General features: G+C 69.7%; 15 protein-coding genes. 9 read left to right on the forward strand and 6 right to left on the reverse strand.

Annotation, left to right across the window (positions count from 1 at the left end):
- Positions 1-92: 92 nt before the first annotated feature.
- Complete coding sequence (locus tag ABT254_RS37825) at positions 93-701, reverse strand: helix-turn-helix domain-containing protein (protein ID WP_351480800.1); 609 nt, start codon at positions 699-701, stop codon at positions 93-95.
- 713 nt (positions 702-1,414) lie between these two features.
- Between ABT254_RS37825 and ABT254_RS37830 the strand changes: the two genes are divergently transcribed.
- Both ABT254_RS37830 and ABT254_RS37835 read left to right on the forward strand, forming a co-directional pair.
- Positions 1,415-1,591 carry a hypothetical protein gene (locus ABT254_RS37830; protein ID WP_351480803.1) on the forward strand — a complete coding sequence of 59 codons (177 nt, stop codon included), beginning with the start codon at positions 1,415-1,417 and terminating at the stop codon, positions 1,589-1,591.
- A gap of 284 nt (positions 1,592-1,875) precedes the next feature.
- Positions 1,876-3,366: a S53 family peptidase gene (locus tag ABT254_RS37835; RefSeq protein ID WP_351480806.1), complete on the forward strand. Its 1,491-nt coding sequence runs from the start codon at positions 1,876-1,878 to the stop codon at positions 3,364-3,366.
- A 103-nt stretch (positions 3,367-3,469) separates the two neighbouring features.
- On the opposite strand, the gene ABT254_RS37840 is transcribed toward ABT254_RS37835, so the two are convergent.
- Positions 3,470-6,298, reverse strand: coding sequence for an ATP-binding protein (locus ABT254_RS37840; RefSeq protein ID WP_351480809.1), 2,829 nt, complete (start codon positions 6,296-6,298; stop codon positions 3,470-3,472).
- A gap of 92 nt (positions 6,299-6,390) precedes the next feature.
- On the opposite strand from ABT254_RS37840, the gene ABT254_RS37845 reads away from it, so the two are divergent.
- The 7 genes from ABT254_RS37845 (at position 6,391) to ABT254_RS37875 (ending at position 11,241) form a co-directional block, all read left to right on the forward strand.
- Positions 6,391-6,573 (forward strand): hypothetical protein, encoded by a 183-nt coding sequence (locus ABT254_RS37845; RefSeq protein ID WP_351480812.1) that lies wholly within the window; start codon positions 6,391-6,393, stop codon positions 6,571-6,573.
- Between the two features lie 13 nt (positions 6,574-6,586).
- Positions 6,587-7,456, forward strand: a complete 870-nt coding sequence (locus tag ABT254_RS37850; protein WP_351480815.1) for a hypothetical protein — start codon at positions 6,587-6,589, stop codon at positions 7,454-7,456.
- Positions 7,453-8,403, forward strand: coding sequence for a hypothetical protein (locus ABT254_RS37855; RefSeq protein WP_351480818.1), 951 nt, complete (start codon positions 7,453-7,455; stop codon positions 8,401-8,403). The genes ABT254_RS37850 and ABT254_RS37855 overlap by 4 nt, the downstream gene beginning before the upstream one ends.
- Positions 8,404-8,646: 243 nt before the next feature.
- Complete coding sequence (locus tag ABT254_RS37860) at positions 8,647-9,150, forward strand: hypothetical protein (RefSeq protein WP_351480821.1); 504 nt, start codon at positions 8,647-8,649, stop codon at positions 9,148-9,150.
- A 99-nt stretch (positions 9,151-9,249) separates the two neighbouring features.
- Positions 9,250-9,525, forward strand: a complete 276-nt coding sequence (locus ABT254_RS37865) for a hypothetical protein (protein WP_351480824.1) — start codon at positions 9,250-9,252, stop codon at positions 9,523-9,525.
- 298 nt (positions 9,526-9,823) lie between these two features.
- Positions 9,824-10,369, forward strand: a complete 546-nt coding sequence (locus ABT254_RS37870; protein ID WP_351480827.1) for an IS1096 element passenger TnpR family protein — start codon at positions 9,824-9,826, stop codon at positions 10,367-10,369.
- Positions 10,370-10,701: 332 nt separating this feature from the next.
- A complete protein-coding gene (locus ABT254_RS37875; RefSeq protein WP_351480829.1) occupies positions 10,702-11,241 on the forward strand; it encodes a P-loop nucleotide/nucleoside kinase family protein in 540 nt (179 codons plus the stop codon).
- Positions 11,242-11,296: 55 nt separating this feature from the next.
- Here ABT254_RS37875 and ABT254_RS37880 read toward each other — a convergent pair whose 3' ends face one another.
- The 4 genes from ABT254_RS37880 to eccD all read right to left on the reverse strand — a co-directional run bounded on the left by ABT254_RS37880 (position 11,297) and on the right by eccD (position 19,473).
- A complete protein-coding gene (locus ABT254_RS37880) occupies positions 11,297-12,775 on the reverse strand; it encodes a DUF6177 family protein (protein ID WP_351480832.1) in 1,479 nt (492 codons plus the stop codon).
- Positions 12,772-16,779 carry a type VII secretion protein EccCa gene (eccCa, locus tag ABT254_RS37885; RefSeq protein ID WP_351480835.1) on the reverse strand — a complete coding sequence of 1,336 codons (4,008 nt, stop codon included), beginning with the start codon at positions 16,777-16,779 and terminating at the stop codon, positions 12,772-12,774. Before eccCa ends, ABT254_RS37880 begins: the two co-directional genes overlap by 4 nt.
- Positions 16,776-17,735, reverse strand: coding sequence for a MinD/ParA family ATP-binding protein (locus ABT254_RS37890; protein ID WP_351480838.1), 960 nt, complete (start codon positions 17,733-17,735; stop codon positions 16,776-16,778). Before ABT254_RS37890 ends, eccCa begins: the two co-directional genes overlap by 4 nt.
- A 427-nt stretch (positions 17,736-18,162) precedes the next feature.
- Positions 18,163-19,473: a type VII secretion integral membrane protein EccD gene (eccD, locus tag ABT254_RS37895; protein WP_351480841.1), complete on the reverse strand. Its 1,311-nt coding sequence runs from the start codon at positions 19,471-19,473 to the stop codon at positions 18,163-18,165.
- Positions 19,474-19,476: the final 3 nt, after the last annotated feature.

A 19,476-nucleotide genomic window follows, 5' to 3' on the forward strand; every position in this document is an offset into this window, starting at 1 on the left:
CGAGTACGAGGAAGCCTTCTGGCGCAGCCAGGAGCAAACCCCGCAGTCCGCCTGAACCAATCAAGATCGGACTCTACGAAACTCGGGGCAGCTCAGTAGGCCTCCGCTATGGATTCGCGGCCCGCATTGACGGCCATGTAGCCGAGCAGCCCTGAGGCTTGGGCCGCCAGCCGGAACAGGGATTCGCGCTGTCGAGGTGGCTGTCGTCCGTCCAGACGGTCCTGGATGAAGTTCCGTAGATCGACAGCCTCGGGGGCGAGGCGGTGCGGCCCTTCGGTCTCATAGCGATCGACGAGGTCCGTCACGCCCTGTTCCAGGATCGCGATGGTCGCCAGATCAGTGTTGGACGAAGTGGTGGCGTTCAGCCTCTTCGCGATAGCGAGAGGGCTTTCCCAGCCCGGAGTGGGTAACAGCGTCGGCTGCGGGCCGGGATCTTGGGACTGATTCTGGGCAGCGGGACCTGGGAGAGGAAGCGGTGCGACATGCGGGGGAACACCGAGCCGCTCAAGGACGGGGATGATCTTGTCGATGTTGAGCAGTCGTCGTGTCCCGGATTCGAGCGTGGACAGGAATGACTGGCTGAGGCCGGTGATCACCGACATGTCTTCCTGGCGCAGCGACGCAACCTGGCGGATCAGGCGGAACGCTGTGCCGAAGTCCCAGTCGGCCAGGGCCGCCGTGACTGCGGGGTTCTGCCACACGTGATCCGGCAAGCTAAGCGACGTCGCGCGCTCGTTGCCCGCAGCTCGGGTACACGCGCCGCATCGCGGGTCAGTGTTGTACCGGCTCAGGGGGTTACCGCACCGGATGCACCGACGATCGACCTCGTGTGCCACTGCCGCCTCCCAATAGGGCCGAGATCCTGGCAAGGGATCTTCGTCGGGCGCAATCAGTTCAGTGATATCACCAGACGGATGTGCCAACGCGGGCTTTCCGTCAGCCCTTGGCTCCCCGCCAAAACCATAATCGGCTCCCGTGGTGCCACGGCTGGTCCAGCTTGGGAGTTGGGGCGTGTGGCGCTCGCCCCTCGCACAGTAGCCACGAGGGGCCAGCTGCCAGTCTGCGCGACAGCGATGGTGTCCGCCTATCGCTCAGAGAATCCCACCCACCCCCTTGCCGATGTCCTGGCCTGTGTTCGGATCGCTTTGCTCTACCTCCTGTCTAGCTTCTACGGGGCGACCACTGGCGAGTACGGCCGGCAGACCACGATCCATCGCCTCCTCAACAACTCCGACGACCTCGAGGACGTACTGAACACCCCGGTTCCCCGTCCCGGGGACCACCAATGACCGCCACTTCCACCCTCTGCCGGACACCGATCACCAGGACTAAACCGGAGCTGCCGTGTTCGTTGCTCTCAGCAGCACCTTCATCTGACCAGCCCTCCTCCCCCGGCACGCAAGGAGTCCTCACCGTGGGATACACCACGCCCGAAGAATGGGACGCGCACTACACCGACGGTAGAATCTTCCGTCAGCTCGGCGACGGCGAGCGCCAGCTGCTCGCCGAGCACGCCCCGGCCCTCGACGGCGGAGTGGCCCTGGACGTCGGCGGCGATGGTTGTTTCCGCAGGAACCGCGTCCCTCGCTGATCGTGTCGCTTTACGAGGCGTCCAGTGCCGAGGGCGGTGTCCCATCACAGCGGCACATCGTGTCGCATCCTAATCATGACTGTGACGCATCCCACATTCCGCTGTGTGCGTCTCCAGTCCGCGGCGCCCAGATGGAGAACGACGGGCATGGCTACGCTTCGTGATGCCACAGGATGCGAACCGCCTGCGCCGGTGGAACGCTCGAAGTCATGAACAACACGCGACTGGTTCCCCTCCGAGGCAGTGAGCGCAGCGCCCATGCGGATGCGCGCTCGACCGGAGCGGTGAGCGATTCAGAACGTATCGAGGTCACGCTGGTCCTGCGCCGTCGCGCCGAGATCCCAGATGAGTTGGTCGAGGGACCCGAGACGATCACGCGTGAGGAACTGGCGGCCCGTTACGGCGCCGACCCGGCCGACATTGACATGGTGAAGCGGTCAGCGGAGCAGCACGGGCTGACGGTGACGCAAACGGATCCGGCCTCACGTCGGGTCAAGATCTCCGGAACGCTCGGTCAGCTCCGGTCCGTTGTGCAGGCCGACTCGCTGACCATGGTCACGACCCCCGACCCGGCGGCCGAAGGACGCATGGTGGAGCACCGGCAGCGGACCGGCGACCTGCGCATCCTGCCCGAGTGGGACGGCGTGGTGATCGGCGTGACGGGCTTGGACAACCGACCGCAGGCCCGCCCGCACATACAGCGCATGCAGGCCCATGCCGTCCACTCGTCGTACTCGCCCGTCGACCTCGGCAAGATCTACCGCTTCCCGCAAGGCAGGGACGGCAGCGGTCACACGATCGGCGTCGTCGAACTCGGCGGTGGGATCCCGCCAGGCGACCTGGACGCGTACTTCGCCGAACTGGGCATTCCCACGCCGCGCGTGGACGTCGTCGAGGTGGGCAACGGCAGTAACTCCCCGGGCGACCCGGCCGACGGGGAGGTGATGCTCGACATCGAGACGATCGGCGCGCTGGCCCCCGGTGCGCGCCAAGTCGTGTACTTCGCGGAGAACAGCGCGCAGGGCTTCGCCGACGCCATCAGCACCGCGGTGTTCGCCGATCCCACGCCCACGGCACTGAGCATCAGTTGGGGCGCCCGCGAGGACCTGTGGACCGCCCAGGGCCGCGCGATCCTCGACGCCGCGCTATCCGACGCCGCTGCCATGGGCGTCACCGTCTGCGTGGCTTCCGGTGACAACGGCAGCAGCGACGGCGACCCGACGGGCAAGCCGCACACCGACTTCCCCGCCTCAAGCCCCCGTGCCCTCGCCTGCGGCGGTACCCACCTGGAAGCCGACCCAGCCACCGGCACCGTCAACTCCGAGACCGTGTGGAACAACGGCAACGGGTCCGCCTCCGGCGGCGGCGTCAGCAGCAAGTTCAAACAGCCCAGCTGGCAGGCGAACGTCGGCGTGCCCAACGGCAACGGCCACGACCCCCGACGCGGGGTGCCCGATGTGGCCGGTGACGCCGACCCGAAGACCGGATACAGAGTTCTCATCCACGGCCGAGACGAGATCATCGGCGGCACCAGCGCAGTGGCCCCGCTCTGGGCCGCGTTGACCGTCCGTCTCGCCGAGGCACTCGGCCACCCGCTCGGCATGCTCCAGCCCGCGCTGTACGAGGGTGCGGCACCGGGGGTGAGCCCGGCCGGCTTCCGTGACATCACCCTGGGCGACATCGGCGACTTCGCGGCCACGCCCGGCTGGGACGCCTGCACAGGACTCGGTGTCCCAGACGGTCAGGCGCTGCTGACCCGCCTCGCCTCGGTATAACAGCCCACAGGCGACGTGTCGTCCACCAGGAAGCCTCTGGTGGACGGCACCGCGAACCCGAGGCTCGTGGCTGCCCACAGCCAGTGCAGTGCGTTGGCGCGGTTCAGTCCGCGGAGTCAGCGCGCTGTTCCGTCGCATGGTCGATGGCCTCGCGGAGCGCCTGGCGTGAGGTGATGCCGAGTTTTCGGTAGGTGCTGGTGAGATGGATCTCGACCGTGCGGCGGGCGACGAACAGTGCCTGGGCGATCTCCCGGTTGGTGTTGCCGGCGGCCGCCATGCGTGCGACCCGGAGCTCACTGGCGGTGAGGGCGGCGGGGCCGCTCAGCGCCGCACGTCTCGGCCGGGCGCCAGCCGCCACGAGCTCGTCGTTGGCGCGCTGTGCCAGGGCTCGGGCCCCGCATCGTGCCGCGAGGTCCATCCCCCGCCGCAACGGCTCCTGGGCGTCGGCGCGTCGGCCGGTCCGGCGTACCGCTGAACCATAGGCGACGAGCGCCTGGGCGTGTTCCAGCTCGGCGGGAGAGCCATCGAGGAGGGTGACGGCCTCCCGGAGCCGCTCGATACCTAACTGCCCGCCCTCGATCCGTGCGGCCGTGCGCAGGGCGGCAGAGATGGGGCGCGGCGCTCCGAACGCGCGGGCGAGAGCCAGCTCTTCGTCGACCAGCTTCCGTGCCGCGGAAGTCTCGCCCAGCGCGAGGTGCGCCAGCGCAGCAGGACAACGCCACACTGCAAAGCCCGGGTTGACGCATCCCGCAGCCACGAGGCCCGCGCCGCACGGGAGCAGGTCGGCGAGCGCGTCACGCGGCCGGTTCTGAAGCAGGCGGAGCCTGCCGCGCGCGGTATGCACGAAGTGCGCGATGAGCATGCTGAGCGGCTGGTCGCCGTCGAGTCCCTGCTCGGTGAGGATCCGCTGCGCGCCTGCCAGGTCCCCGCGGTCGACCAGAGCGTCCACCAGCACAGCAGCCGCGATGGGCGCGTCCTGAGACTCTCCTTCCACAAGGCGCAGCGCCGCCCACGCGTCGGCCTCCGCGTCCAGCAGGCGCCCGGCGTAGAGGGCGGTGTGGGAGCGCAGTACGGACAGATAGGCGAAGGCGGTGATGTCGCCGAGCCGCCGCGCGGTCTCCAGCCCGCGGTCGAGCAGGTCCAGGGCGGGCGGCAGATGGTCGGCGATGGCCAGGGCCGAGCTGGCCAGATTGATGAGGATCCAAGGTTCGGGCGGCAGCGGTGCGGCGCCCGCGGCGGTGGCGAGCCGGGCAACCTCGGCGCTCGGCCGGTCCCCGGTCGCGGCGCCGCCGAACGCGAGCAGCGCCAAAGCCACGCGGTCGTCGGCGTTGTCTCCGTTCAGTCGGGGAGCGACCGCGTCCAGTTGCCGCATCCAGTCCGCCGGCGGTTCCATCGCGGTGAGACGGCCCCAGGCGACGTTCACGAGGATGCGCCGCGGAATGTCACCGGAGCGGGCGGCGCTGCTCCGCCGGGCGGCCTCGAAGAGTTCGATGGCCTGGTGCCCCTGTCCGGTCATCACCATCAGCCTGCCGAGGTCCATGGTGATCTCGATGTTCCGGTCCGGATCCGAGGTGAGGTCGAGTGCGGCCCGGAGGGCATCAGCAGCCTCGGCGGTGCGGTTGAGCATGCCCAGGGTTCCGCCGAGCCGCGTGAGCACGTCCGCGCGCAGACCGGGCTCTGGCGGCTCCGCCAGGGCCCGTTGGAGACAGGCGGCCGCGAGCTCCGGCGCCCCGCGTGCGAGGGCGTCGGCCGCTGCCGCGCCCAGTTCGCCGACCACCCAGGGGTCACCGTCGGGCGCCGCTGCAAGCAAGTGCGGTACGAGATGCTCGGGGGGCGCGGCGTCCGCAGCCAGCATCCGGGCGGCCTCTTTGTGCGCCACGGCACGGAGGGATTCGGCGGTGTCCCCGTAGACGGCTCCACGCACGAGCGGGTGCGCGAACTCGATCGTCGGTCCTGCGGTGATGAGCCCGTCGTGTACCAGTGCGTCGACCAGATCGGCGGCCTGCCCCAGGCCCAGGTCAGCCAGTGCTGAGATCCGGCGCAGGTCGGCGGCGGGGCCGAGGACGGCCACGCAGCGGGCTAGGCGTACGGCGTCCGGGCCGAGGCGCGCGAGCCGGGTGAGCACGGCGCGGGTGAGCGTCTCGGGACGCAGCGCGTCGATCCGGTGGGCCTCGGAGGCGACCGGCTGCACGCAGTCCGTACGCAGGCCGATGAGTGCCTCGCCGAGCAGGAAGGGGTTGCCCGCGGTGGCTCTGGCGCAGGCCCGGCAGAACTCGTCCTCGGCGTCGGCGGACAGGGCTTGCCGGACCAGTGCGCCAACGGCTTGCTCGCTGAGCGGTCCCAGCCGCACAATCTCCGGGTGCATGCCAGTGAGCGCACGGTCCACCGAGTCGGTCCGGCCGGGCAGCACGGGCCGTGCAGCGAGAACGAGCAACACCGGTAACTCCGCGACTCGGCGCGCCAGGTGGGACACGAACCGCAGCGAGGCTTCGTCGCACCAGTGGGCGTCGTCGATCACCAGGAGCAGCGGGCTGCGGTCTGCGAGATTTGAGCACAACCAGTACAGCCCGTGCACCACCGCGCCCACGGATCCCACGTCGCGGCCCGCGGGTGCCACTCCGAAGACGGGCGCGGCCAGCTCCGCGGCGCCGGACAACAGCTCCTCGCGCACACTGGCTGGCTCGTCGCGCAGTCGAGGTTCGAACAACTGGCGCACGATCGCGAAGGCGAGGTCCCGTTCCAGTTCGCCTCCGCGCGCTGTCAGCGAGGCCATCCCCTGCAGTGTGGCCTGGGACCGGGCTGCGGCCACAAGCGCCGTCTTTCCGATGCCGGCCGTTCCTTCGATGAGCAGGGTTGCGCCTTCCCCTGTCCGGGCCCGGCCCAACAGCTCGTTGATGCGGCGCAGTTCGCGCTCCCGCTCCATGAGAGTCATCTGGCGCCCACCCTGCCAATCTGCGGCCTGCCGGAAAAGACTTCGGTAGCCACCACGATGTGTCCTCTCGGCAGGCGCCACATCCTCTTGCCATGGATTCCCCCACCGTCGGCGGCCTACGCCGTGTGATCGTCGACTTCGCGTCCGGCGCCGACCCTGTGTCGGGCCGCGTCATCTCCGAAGACGGCGAGGAGGAGTTCAGCGGCTGGATGGAACTCATCCAGCTCCTCGATCAAATACGGACGGGATCGGGGCACAACGGGGCACGGGGGTAAAGGGGGCAGTCGCATGACGGGATCACGTTCGATCCGCATGCACGTAACACTGGCGGCTCTGGCAGGGGTTCTTCTGCTGTTGGGGGTGTTCGTCATCGCGCGTACGGCATCCGGTGGCGGTGACTCCTCCTCCGGCAGCGGGAAGCGGCCGGACGCGGCCGGGCCGGGCGTGGTGTCGGAGGGGCAGAGTGGCGCCAACGCCTCCGGCGGGGAAGGTCAGGGCTCGTCCGGAGGGGGCAGCGGGGGCGGTGGAAGCAGCAGGGGCGGATCGTCGACGTCCGGCGGGGGCGGCGGGCAGCAGCCGGGCGCGATCCGGGTCGGCGGCGCGACGTTCACCAACGACTATCCCATCTATAACTTCCCGGATTTCAAAGGACCGGTAGGCTGCTTTGCACCGGGCAATCCATCACGCATCGTGCAGTTGAAGATCCAGGAGGTTGGACTGCTCGACGCTGACAATGTGCAACCGCTGATCAGCGGCTGTGACGACGCGGGTGATGCCGGCGGTGTCGTAGACACCCCCTTGTCCCAGGGCTGCGTGGGCAAAGTCCTGGACCCCGGCACCGGTTGCCTCATGACCGCCCAGGTCAAGGCGCCGGGGCCCGGTCGGGCCACGGTCTACGTCAAGGCTGAAGCCACTTGCACCTCTCATTCGGGATGGCCCTGCAACAGCCCTGAACTCGCACGCTACTCGCCCTCACCGCAGCACCCCATCGTGGCCCAGGTGACCACAAATCAGGTGATTACCTTCCCTGCGGCAACACCGGACGACACCACCTCGGCTCCGTCGACGACCGATCCGTCGTCTCCCGTCGACGAATCCCCGCCCGTCGGCACATCGCCTGCTGCCGAGAGCACCGGCCCCACGGACAGCGGAACATGACCGCCACCGCGTCGCCCGGCGGCCAGTTCTTGGAACGGACGCGCGCTGTCATCAACGTGCTGGGACCGGCCACCGTCGTGACCTCGCTGCTGTTCTACTTCGGCTACGTGGCAACGACGGCGCGGTTCCGGTATTTCGGGGTCTATCTGTCGCTCATGAACCAGTCGCTGCAGGACATGTTGCTGTACGGGGTGGAGGCGGTGTACCCGCCCCTCATCGCGGTCTCCATCGTTGGTCTCCTCGCCCTTGCCATCCACACCGGCGTCCGCGTGCTGCTCTTGGCGGAGGCCAGGGACGACGTCACCGGCTGGATCGGGGTCTTCGTCACGCTGCTTGGCTGCCTGGCTCTGACCCGCGGCGTCGTGGGCATGCTGATACCGCGCATCGCCCGCACCGAGGCGATCGCGACCACGCCCTTATGCCTCGGTGTAGGCCCCGTGGGCCTGGCCTACGGGGCCTGGCTACTTCGCCGGATGGCCATCCGCCGGGACCGGCGCCGGCTCCGCGACGCGCCCGAGAACTCGGATCCTCCCGCGCGTTCACCCGTGGCGGACTGGCTCGGCTCACCGGCCTGCGTACGGCTGTGCAGATACGCGATGGCGTGGGTCACCCTCCTTGTCGTCGCCAGCGCGTTTTGGACCGCCAACAGCTTCGCCGCCGCCTACGGACTGGGCAGGGCACTGGACGACGCCGACTCCCTGCCGCGCCGCCCGGAGGTCGTCCTGTACACCAAGGAGCCACTGCGTGACCTTCCGGCCGGTGCCAGCAGTACGCAACTCGCGCCGAGCGCGGGGAGCCAACTCCGATACCGCTACCGAGGGTTGCGGCTGCTCGTCCAGGCGAACGGCCGCCTCTTCCTGGTGCCCGCACATTGGACAGCGCCTGGAGGTCGCACCCTGGTCGTGCCATACGACAACACCATTCATCTCGAACTCGTGCCGTCCTGAGTGACTCCGTGAGCCTGTCCGCCAGCGCCGGGCAATCCGTCGCCACGCCGCAGGCACGCCTCATGATGCGAGCGCGGACAGGTTGCCGTCCACAAGTGGACGGCCCGGCTCGGCAGACGGCCGAATCGGTCGATGGCCGCCCGTCCCACGCGCCTGATCAGCGTTCCGTCAGCTCAGCACTTCCACACAAGGAGCTCCGGCTCTGATCATCACCTACGCCACGTCTGGACATCCGGAGGAATCGTGAACGACCGTACTTTCGTGATCTGGAAAGGCCACGGCTCAGACCAGGGGATCTACTCGGCACGCAACGACCACGGCACCGACTTCAACGACGCCCGGCAGGTGAGCTGGTTCGCCAGCAGCCGCGGGATCGCCGCGGTGGTCGAGCCGGTCGGACACGGGATCCGCGCGGCGTGGCGGGGAGCGGACAACGACAACCGGATCTGGACCGCCGCCGGGCACTTCACCGGAGATTCCTGGGGTGAGCAGTTCCTTCCGAGCGGGGTGCCCCGTACCGAGGACCGGCCGGCGCTCGGCGTACTCGGCGAGCGGGTGATCATGGCGTGGCGCGGCGCTGGCCAGGACGAGCACATCTGGTACTCCGTGCTCGGGCCCGGCGGCTGGAGCCCGCAGCAGCTGGCCAGCGACGGCACGGCGAGCTCGACGCACGGGCCGGCGCTGGCCCAGCACGACGGACGTCTCTTCATGGCGTGGAAGGGTTCCGGCGGCAATCAGAACCTCTAATGGTTCACGTACGACGGCCAGTCCTGGACCGCGCCGAAGGCGTTCCCCGGCGGTTCGACCCACGGGCCGGCACTGGCGTCGAACGGCGCGGCGCTGGTGATGGCGTGGAAGGGTTCCGGCGACGACGACCGCCTCTGGCGGGCCGGCTACGGCAACGGCGGCTGGTCTGCCCAACAGCTCGCCATCGGCCGATCCAGCCATGGCCCCGCACTGGGGCGAGTGGACAACCGGATCGTGATGACGTGGAAGGGGGCGGGAGGCGACGAACGGCTGTGGTGGACGCCGGACAGCTTCCGCACGCAGCTGCCGCTGCGTGCCGGCTACACCAGCAGCAACAGCCCTGCGATCGTCGCCCTCAATTTCGCCGACCTGTGAGCTGGCGCCGCATACGACATCGCGATGGGGCCGTTGCCTCCATGGCGCGATGTAGCGAGTTGGACGCCCGAGTCGGGTTGTATGACGCCGCTCCACGGCCCCGGCGGACCGGGAGAAGACATGAGGCCTGGCCGCCGACCAGTTCTTGGCTCTCCCCCGCTCCGTGTGAACGCCGCGATCGTCCACGGCGGCCAGAACCGGCTGGTCCCCACATACGGTCACGCAGATTCGCCACCGGCAAGTCACGCTCTGTACCTTGTGTCGTGGTCTGGTTACCTGCCCGTGAGGAGCAGCCGTCGTGGCGCGCACCTGGTTGTCCATCCGTGTGGCGCTCGTTTCCGGGGGTGGAGCGGACATCTGGCCGCGTCCCGGACGGATCTTCGCGGCGGCACGCTCCCATTCCTTCGCTCAACTTGCCGAAGCCATCGACGCTGCGTTCGGGAGGTGGGACCTGTCCCACCTGCACCTGTTCACTCTGGCTGACGGAACCGGAGTCAGCCCGTTGGACTGGTGGGGAGACGAGGTCCCTGATGACACCGTGGATGGCCGCGCCACCAAGCTCAGCAGATTGGAGACCGGCGAGCAGTTCGCCTACGTCTTCGACATGGGAGACGCCTGGGCGCATCTGTGCACCGTGGGCGAGAAGCGCATCGACCCTTTGGAGGCTCTCGGCGACACCCCGAGCCACCCGGCTCCTTACTGGGGTTGGGGCGCCCTTCCCGATCAGTACGGCCGCCGCTGGGATGGTGACGACGGCGAGTCCCCGCAGCCCAAACGGCCCGCCGGATGCTTGAGCGACCTGCCTCCAATCCTGCCCTGGTGGGGTGATCAACGCACCCGCTGATCGTCGTGCACTTGCAACGGAAACTGATCACCGGCGTCCAACGAGCAGAACACGGGCATCTGCTGAGCCACCGTCGGGAGCCATGGTCTTGTGGCTCTCAGGCAGTGAGATCGCCGGTCAGGCCGTCAGCTGGAAGGTGTGCTGGTCGGCACGGGCGTAGAGAAGTTCACGTTCTCGTTCGCCTGGAGAGAACCCGGGAGACGTGTGTCTCTCGACACCGGCATGCCGCAGGGTCTTTGCGTGTAGGCGACCTCTCCGAGCCGCGACGCGGCCCGGAGATCTCGGCAAGGAAAGCAGTTGTCCTCCAGCTGGTTTCCTTGAACGATCTGGGTGTGACCACGTTGTTCCTGACCGTCGGCCTGCCTGGGGCCGGAAAGACCACGAGGGCCCGGCAGTTGGCCAAGGAGCACAACGCGCTGCGGCTGACACCGGACGAGTGGATGATTCCACTGTTCGGCGAGCCGGAGGCGGACGGGAAGCGCGATGTGCTGGAAGGACGGCTGCTCTGGCTGGGTCTGGAGGCGCTGAGGCTGGGAACCAACGTGGTGCTGGATTTCGGATGCTGGTCTCGTGACGAGAGGTCCGCGATCCGCTGGTTGGTGATGTCTGTGGGCGCGTCCTGTCAACTCGTGTACGTGCCGGTCGACCACGAGACCCAACGTGCTCGGATCGCCCATCGCCAGTCGACCACCCCTGATCAGACCTTCGTGATGAGCGAGACGGACCTCTTGCACTGGAGGACGCTGTTCGAGGAGCCCGGCGCCACGGAACTCGATGGACATGAGGTAGGAGGTCCGCCTCCTGGGTGGTCAGGATGGCTGGAGTGGGCCGCCGACCGGTGGTCATCGCTCGCGTTCCCGGCGGATGAGTGAAGATGAACAGTGTCTCCAGTTGCTCCAGCTCAGACCGTTCCATCGCACGTGCTCCCTACATGGGGCTGCCCAGGCTGTTCTTGAGGTGGATGGCGAGGTTTTGGAATGCCGTCCAGGCTGCGGCGTCGGTTCCGTCGCCGAGCGGGTAGTAGAGGGCGGGGCAGCTGGGTGAGCCGAGCTGTCGCGGTTTCGTGGCGAGCGGCGGGCGGCGGGCGTAGGTGAGGCCGATCGTGTCGACGTCGCGTGGGCCGAGGGTGAAGGAGACCGGGAGGGGCGGAGCTTCCAGGTGCGCGGGGAGGGTGAGGTCGGCACGGGCGGTGCGCAGGGTGGTGAGCATGGTAGTCAGGCCGTGTTCGTCGACGAGCGTCGCGGCGAGGGATTCCAGGCTCTCCAGGGGGACCTCGGCGGGGGTGGTGTAGCCAAGGGTGAGGGTGGTGTCCTCGGCGACGCCGGCGGTGGTGCGGGTGATGCGGTGAGTGGCGATGGCCGGACGGTCGGGTGTGCCGATGGCGATGAGGTGAGTGGGTGCGGGGGCCCGGTTGCGGGCGAGGTCGGTCAACTGGCGTGGGGACCAGGGGAGGTTGACGGGTTCTGCGGTGCCCCAGCCGGAGGGGGGTGCGCCGGTGAGGTGGCGCCAGGCTGTTTCGAGGGCGTGGCCGAGCTGGAGGTCGGTGTCGGCCGCGTGCACCGTGCGGAAGGAAACGGTGAGCTGTCGTTGCCCGGCGGGTGTGGTCGATGCGGTGAACGCGTCGGCGACAGTGGTGCCGGGCGGGGTGAACGTGCCGCCCAGCCAGGCAAGTCGGACGCCGGACAGGCCGTCGTAGTAGCCGCCTGCGGGATCTTGGACGACCCAGCGGTTGGGCGCACCGCCCAGTGCGGTGCGCAACGGCAGGCTGAGGCGGACGTGGGGTGGTGTGACGAGGTGGAGGGCGCGGTTCGCCTGCACGGTGGTGCGCAGGATGTCCGAGAGCCAGCTGGTGAGGGGGACGAGCGGGCGGTCGGCCAGGACGACTGCGGTCGAGTCGGTCAGGACGTCGACGGCGGGGAGGATGGAGGTGGGGGCCGGGGCGACTGTCTCGGTGGGGTCGTCGTCCGAGGCGCTGGTGGGCGTGGGTGGGTGCGGTGGCTCGGCTGTCGTGTCTGTCGCGTCGTCGGGGGCTGTGACCCGCGCGGTGTGGGCTGCGCCGGGCGGCCATGTGGTCCCGCCGAGCAGCATCGTCAGGCGTCCGCACACGGATCCTGCCAGGGCTTCCGCCTGGGGAATGGCCGCGGAGGCGCGGGTTTCGGTCCACCAGAACGGCGGCTCGGGAGTGACCGCTTGAGGGCCGAGGAGGCGTTCGGCCTCGCCGGGGATATGGACCAGGACTGGTGCCTCGACCGAGACCAGCGGGCGGCCGCCCGTCGTGCACAGCTGCAGGACCGCGCCGTCGTCGGTGGCGGTCAGGTTCAGCTCGGGGCCGCCGGCGTGCAGGGCTGCCAGGAGCGAGCGGGTGTCGGGCATTTTCGGGGTGAGCGCGATGATGTCCTTGGTCACGCCGAGTTCTCCACGGGGTCGGTCTCGGCCGCGAGGGCGGTCTGGATCAGCACGTGACGCCGACCGCGGCGGACCAGAGTGCCCCTGCCCGGCGGCTGCGCAGAGGCGTACAGGCCCGGGAAGAGCTGACCCTCCGTGCGGTCGCCCGTCATCACGAGGGCCGTGGCGCCGGTCTCGCGCAGCGTCGTCAGGAACGGCTCGTACAGGGCGCGCGAGGCGCCCGCCACGCGGCGTGCGACGACGAAGTGCAGTCCGATGTCCTGGGCCGAGGAGATGTACGGCAGGAACGGGTCGAGGGGCTGCTGGCCGGCGGTGGTGAGGATGTCGTAGTCGTCGACGAGGATCACGATCCTCGGGCCGGTGAAGGCCGGTTCGTCGCTGACCGCGTCGGGGTCGGTGCTTTCCGGGAGCCGTTTTTCCAGTTCGGTGGCGATGCCGGTGGCGAGGGCGGCGGACAGTTTCGCGTTGTGCGCGTAGCCGCCGCGGTACGGCTCCGGGATCACACCGCGCAGGCCGCGCCGCGGGTCGAAGATGCCGAAGACCAGCTCCTCCTCTGCGTATCTGTCCACGAGCGCACGGGAGATGAGCTTGAGGAGGTTGGTCTTGCCGCACTCGTTGTCGCCCAGGACCAGCAGGTGCTGGTCGGTGCCGAACAGGTCGAGGACGGCCGGGGACAGGGACTCCTGGTCGACGCCGATCGGTACCGCTTGCGGTACCTCCGCGGTGGAGGGCAGGCGCCCCGCGGGCAGCCGGGTGGGCAACACCCGTACGGGAGCGGCGAGGTCACCGTGCCAGGTGGCGCGCACCTGGTGTGCGGCGTCCTCGAGGGCGGGCCCCAGGTCGGTGCTCGAGGCAAGGGTGTCGAGCCGCGGCAGGGCGACATGGGCGAACAGCTTGCCGTCGGTGAGGGCGCGGCCCGGGGTGTCGGCGGAGAGGGTCTCGGACAGCTTGCGGTCGATGGAGGAGTCGGCGGCATCGTTGAGGCGCAGTTCGATGCGGCTGCCGAACATCGACTGGGTGGCGATGCGGACATCGTTCCAGCGGAGCATGCCGGCCACGACATGGATGCCGTAACCGCTCCCCCGCTTGAGCAGGTCTGCCACGGCGTCGTCCAGGTCGGCGAACTCGTCGCGCAGCGCGCCGAACCCGTCGATGAGCAACACCACGTCCGTGGAGCCGAGCTGCGGCAGCTCCCCCTTGGCGCGCAGGGTGCGCAGCTGGTCGACGGAGTCGATGCCGTGCTCGCGGAAGACGGCCTCGCGTTCGGCGAGCATGGCGCGGACCTCGGCGACCGTGCGGGTGGCACGTTCGTGGTCGGCGCGCCCGGCTATCCCACCGACGTGCGGCAGGCCGGACAGCGCGCTCAGACCGCCGCCGACCAGATCGAGACCGTAAATCGCCACGTCGCGGGGCGTGTGGGTCAGGGCGAGGGACAGGGCCAGGGTGCGCAGCAGGGTGGTCTTGCCGGACTGCGGACCGCCGATGACGGCCGTGTGCCCGCCAGCGGTGTTCAGGTCGTGCACCCACCGGCCCTGCCACTGCCGCGCCGGATCGTCGAGGACACCCAGCGGAATCCTCAACGCGCCCTCCCTGTAGGGGAGTTGCAGCCCGCCGGCCGATGCCTGCACCGGGCCGACCGCTTGCGTCAACGTCACCGTGTCAGGCAGCGGAGCCAGCCAGATCCGCCGAACCGGCTCGGCCGCGCCCGCGAGCTGGTCAACCACGGCGGACAGCACGGTGGGCCCGCTCGTCCGCTCGCGCGGCGAGACCACGGTGTCATCGCCCGCTGCACCGGTCGGCGTCGCCAGGGCGTTGTACGGCGGATACAGCCAGGCCAGCGGCTCGTCGGCGGCGACCGCATCGCGCTGCACCGGCCCGCGGTAGGCGCCGGAGACGAAGCCTGCCTTGAACCGCGTATACGTGGACGTGTCGACCTTGAGATAGCCGAAGCCTGGCAGCGGCGGCAGGTTGAAGGCGTCCGTGGTCTCCAGGACCGTACGCGACTCGTCGGCTGAGAACGTGCGCAGTCCGAGCCGGTACGACAGATAGGTCTCCAGGCCCTTCAGCTTCCCGCCCTCGATGCGCTGGCTGGACAGCAGCAGATGCACCCCGATGGAGCGGCCGATCCGGCCGATGGAGAGGAACAGGTCGATGAAGTCCGGCTTGGCGGTGATCAGTTCACCGAACTCGTCGATCACGACGAACAGATGTGGGAGAGGTTCGAGATCCGGGCGGGCGGTGGCGCGCAGCGCCCGGTAGTGCCCAATGTCGGCGATGTTCCCGGCATCCTTGAGGACCTGCTGACGTCGCTTGATCTCACCGGCCAGCGAGGTGTGCACTCGCTCAACGAGACCGGCCTGGTTCTCCAGGTTGGTGATGACGCCTGCCACGTGCGGCAGGGCGGTGAACGGGGCGAAGGTGGCGCCGCCCTTGTAGTCGACGAGCACCATCGCCAGATCCTCCGGCGGATGCGTCGTCACCAGCGCAAGCACCAGGGTGCGCAGCAGCTCGCTCTTGCCGGAACCGGTGGCGCCCACGCACAACCCGTGTGGCCCCATGCCGAGGTCGGAGGACTCCTTCAGATCGAGCAGGACCGGCTCGTGCCGGTCGTCCAGCCCGATCGGCACCCGTAGGAAGTCCCGCTCGCCACGCGGGGCCCACTGCCGGACCAAGTCCAGGGCGGCCGGATCATCAATGCCGAGCAGCTCCGGGAAGTCCACCGCCCCGGACACCGGCGTCCCGTTGGCGGCCGACTCCGGGGACAGACGCAGCGGCGCCAGCATCCGGGCCAGCCCCTCGGCGCCAGCAGCACTCACCGAATCCAGGATCCCCGCCACCCGAACAACGTGCTCACCCCGCAGGTCCTCGACGGTGACCCGTTCTCCGTCGACGGTGATCCGCACCGACACCTGATCGGGCTCGTGCACCTGCTCGGCAAGCAGATGCAGCACGGTCACCCCCATGTCGCCGAGGGCAACCGCCGCATCCGGCCGGGGCAGTTCGACGGCGTTCTCCCCGTACTCGTCACTCACCACGAGCAGGCGGCTACCAAGGCTCAGCGCCGTGCGGTCGGACAGGCCGCGCCGCACCTCGGCGGCGTAGGAGGCACGCTTCTTGAGGTCCACGCCGATGAGGCGAGCGAGCTGAGTGAGATCGGGCGCGATACGGCGGGCGGCAACCGGCCCGTCGAGCTCGTCGGCATCGAGGACATGGGGCAGCCACTTCGCCCATGCCCACTGATCGATATGCTCTGCGGGTACGCCCAGCGCGAGTGCAACGTCGTCGGGCGCGTGCGTGACGGCGGCCTGTACTAGCAGCGCCCGGGCGACGCGCAGGACGCCCTCGCGGTCGCCGATGACGCTCACGTTGCCCGCGCGGTCCAGCGGCACCGTCAGCGGATGGTCGGTAGTGGTCGCGAAGCGGGCCTGCAGCGCCCGCGCCTCGTTGAGCATGAACGGGTCCGGCGGCGTGAGCACCCCACTCGCCGAGTTCTGCCCGACCACCACGTCCTGTACCGGTACGTCGCCCACGCCGATGCGTACCCGAAGGAAGTCGGCGTCCGTACGGCGCCGTTCCCACAGCCGCGCCGGATCGCGCACCAGGTCGTACAAGGCCGCCGGTGGAGGGTTCAACTCCCGTGCCGCGCGGCGTCGTTCCCTCTCGGCTTCGCCCAACTCCTCACGCAGCTTCTCCAGATATTCCAGATACCGTTCTCGTTGCACTCTCCGCTGTCGCTGCGCCTTGCCGCGCTGCGACAAAAACAGCGCCACGGCCCCGAGCAGCGCGATGACGAGCACGACCGCGCCGAGGCCCGCGAACTGGCTGGAGCGGATGACGGTCATCATCACCACGGACCCCATGACTCCGGCCATCGGCAACAGGGCCGTGGCCGGGCTGCCCATCTTGCCCTCGGGCAGGTTCGGTGGCGGCTCGATGGTGCGTGCCTCGGCCGCAGGCAGCGGGCGGGTGGCCCGGGCGGGGCGGTGGATCAGGTGCTGCGTCATCGGACCTGCACCGCCCGCTGCAGCGCCTGCGCCGCGAGTTGCGTGGCGGCGCGGCGCGTACCCGAGCCGAGCAGCTGGGTACGGATGGGTCCGCCGGCCGCGAGATGCCGGTCGTAAGGCAGGTGCACGATGGTGACCCCTGTTTCGCGCAGATGCGCTGTGGCCGTCTTCAGGTTGAAGTTCAGATCAGGTGTGCCCGAGGTGAGGGCGACGACGGTGGACGCGAGAGCTTGGTGCGGCAGTTGGGCGAGCCAGTCCAGGACGATGCGCGTGCCGCCGACGCCCTCGGCGGTGAGCGGGGCGACGACCACGCGGGCATGTGCGGTGTCCATCGCGGTACGGGCCACTTCACCGGGCAGCGTCTCGCAGTCCACGACCGTGACGGCGAAGTAGCGGCGCAGCGCGAGCGTCACCGTGCGGTAGGTGCGGATGTCCAGCGGGGCGCCGAGGCGTCCCTGGCTGGCGGGCAGCAGCCAGCCGCCGTCCGCAACCGGCACCAAATAGCCGGTGATGTCGGTGAGTTGCATCGACGGGGTGAGGATGTGGGCCAGTTCGGTGCACGACCACCGCACCGACTCGGCGCCGAGCCGCACCGGCAGCGTTCCCAGAGCGGCGTCCGCCTCCAGCGCGAGCACCGGATCGTGCCGGTAGTGGTTGAACGCACGGGCGAGCAGCGCGGCGGTCGTCGTCTTACCGACACCGCCCCGGATCGACGTCACGGCGATCACCCGGCCCGTGGTGACCGGCTGCTGCAACTCCCGCCCGATCCGCGTTTCCTCGGCGACCTCCTGTGAGGCCGATGAGGTCAGCCGCCGGATCGATTTCCCGGTCCGCCGCGCCACGGAATCGCCGTGCAATGGCTTCCCCAACGCGAGAGCAAGTCGCGGGTCGAGGGTGGGGACCGACTCCGGGGTGAGGAAGGGAAGGTTGGGACTGGCGGGGCGGTGGCGGACCACCGGCGTGCCGCTCTCCTCGGGCCGGGCCCCCGGGGTATCCGGATGCGCAGGCGCAGGCGGGGCAGCTGGGTAGGGGGGCGGCATGGTGGGCGGGCGGGGCTGGGCCACTGGTTGCGCAACCTGGCCGGCCAGCGGCCCCGGAGGCTCCAGCCGATACTGCGGTACGTCACCGTGGTGTGCCGCCGACGCGGTGTTCGGGGCAGGTGGCTGTCCAGGGTTGGGGCGCTGCTCGTCAAGGTGACGGACCGGGAGAGGTGCCTTAGCGTCCGCCCCGTCCTTCTGGTCCGCCGAAGCACCGTGCTCCGTCGCGTCGTTCGCATTCGCCGCAGCATCCGGACCGGCCGGCTCCGACGCGGCGCCCCGCAACTCGCGCAGAACCTCGTCCTGCCAACCGCCCTGAGCCCGGTTCATTCCTGCCGCCCCACGCTCACGCGAACGTGCCGAGCAGCCGCCCGTACACCCCGAAGACGCCAAGCATCAGCGGGAACAACGCAATCACCCCGACCGACTCGAGCACATCGCCGAACCGGCGCAACCGCACCCGCACATGCTCCGGCGGCTGCACCACGAGCACGGCCAGCGGAACGACCGCCAGCACCACCAGCACCACGAGCGGCGCGACCGTACCGGATCGCTCCAGCCACACCCAGGCCAGCCGCATCACCACCACCGCGCTCGCCGCAAGCAGCGCGACGACCTCAGGGACCAGCGGATACGCCCGCGCCCGCAGCGCGAGCACCAGCGCGACCGCCACCGCGAGCAGCACCGTCCACACCGTCCCCGCATTCAGGACGAGCGACCCGGCGACGGCGGCGGACAGCGCCGTCACGATCGTCGCGAGCGCGAGCCCCTGGTGCGTGGCCGCGAGCGCCGTCGACACCTGATAGCGGCTCACCGACACGCCGCCCGAGCGCCGGTCGTCGAGCCCGGAGAGCCCCGACACCATCAACGCCAGACGCGGCAACAGCCCCAGCGCCACCACTGAGACGAGGGCGAGCAGCGCGCCGGCCCGCCCCGCCGACTGCAAGGCGAGCGCACACTCCCAGCACACCCCGCTCCCGAGGACCGCGGCAGCACCGAAGAGCCCACCGCGTCCCAACGGCGAGCACCATCCCAGCAACAGCAAAGCGACGGCCACCACCCCGGCCACGCCGGCCAGCCGCACCGCGCCGGACCAACCTTGGGCATCGCCCAGGCTCCATGCCCCGAAGACTCCCAGCGCGCCACCGGTGACGACGAGCGTGGCAGCGAGCCCGCGCACCCCGGCCCGGCCGAAGACCGCGCCCGCGCCCGCGGCGAGCGCGGCGACTATGGCCAGCACGACGCCCACGCTCTGCGCGGCGAACTCCTGCCGCGCAAGGAAGGAGGCGCCCAGCGCCCACCCGACCGTCGCTCCCCCGGCGACGACGCGGCGCGCGGCGGGCTGCCACCGCCAGGCCCGTATGTCGAGATCGTCTGCGGCTTCATCCGTGACATCGTGGACGACGGGCGCGGACGGCGCGTCCTCGACGCGCACCAGCCGCAGCACCGCACCGTCCGCCACAGCTGCCGACTCCAAGGTGGCGTCCGGGTCCAGGACATGGCCGTCGCCCGCCACCAGATGGCGCGTTTGCGGCCGCGCACCCACCTGATCGTCCAGTAGCCGCATCACTTCGGGAAGCAGTCGCCCGATCGGCTCCTGCGACGGCAGCACAAGATCGACTCGCCGCCGCTCGCCGACCAGGGTGACTCGGCTCAACGC

The organism is Streptomyces sp. NPDC001137 (assembly GCF_040298885.1).
Classification (GTDB): Bacteria; Actinomycetota; Actinomycetes; order Streptomycetales; family Streptomycetaceae; genus Streptomyces.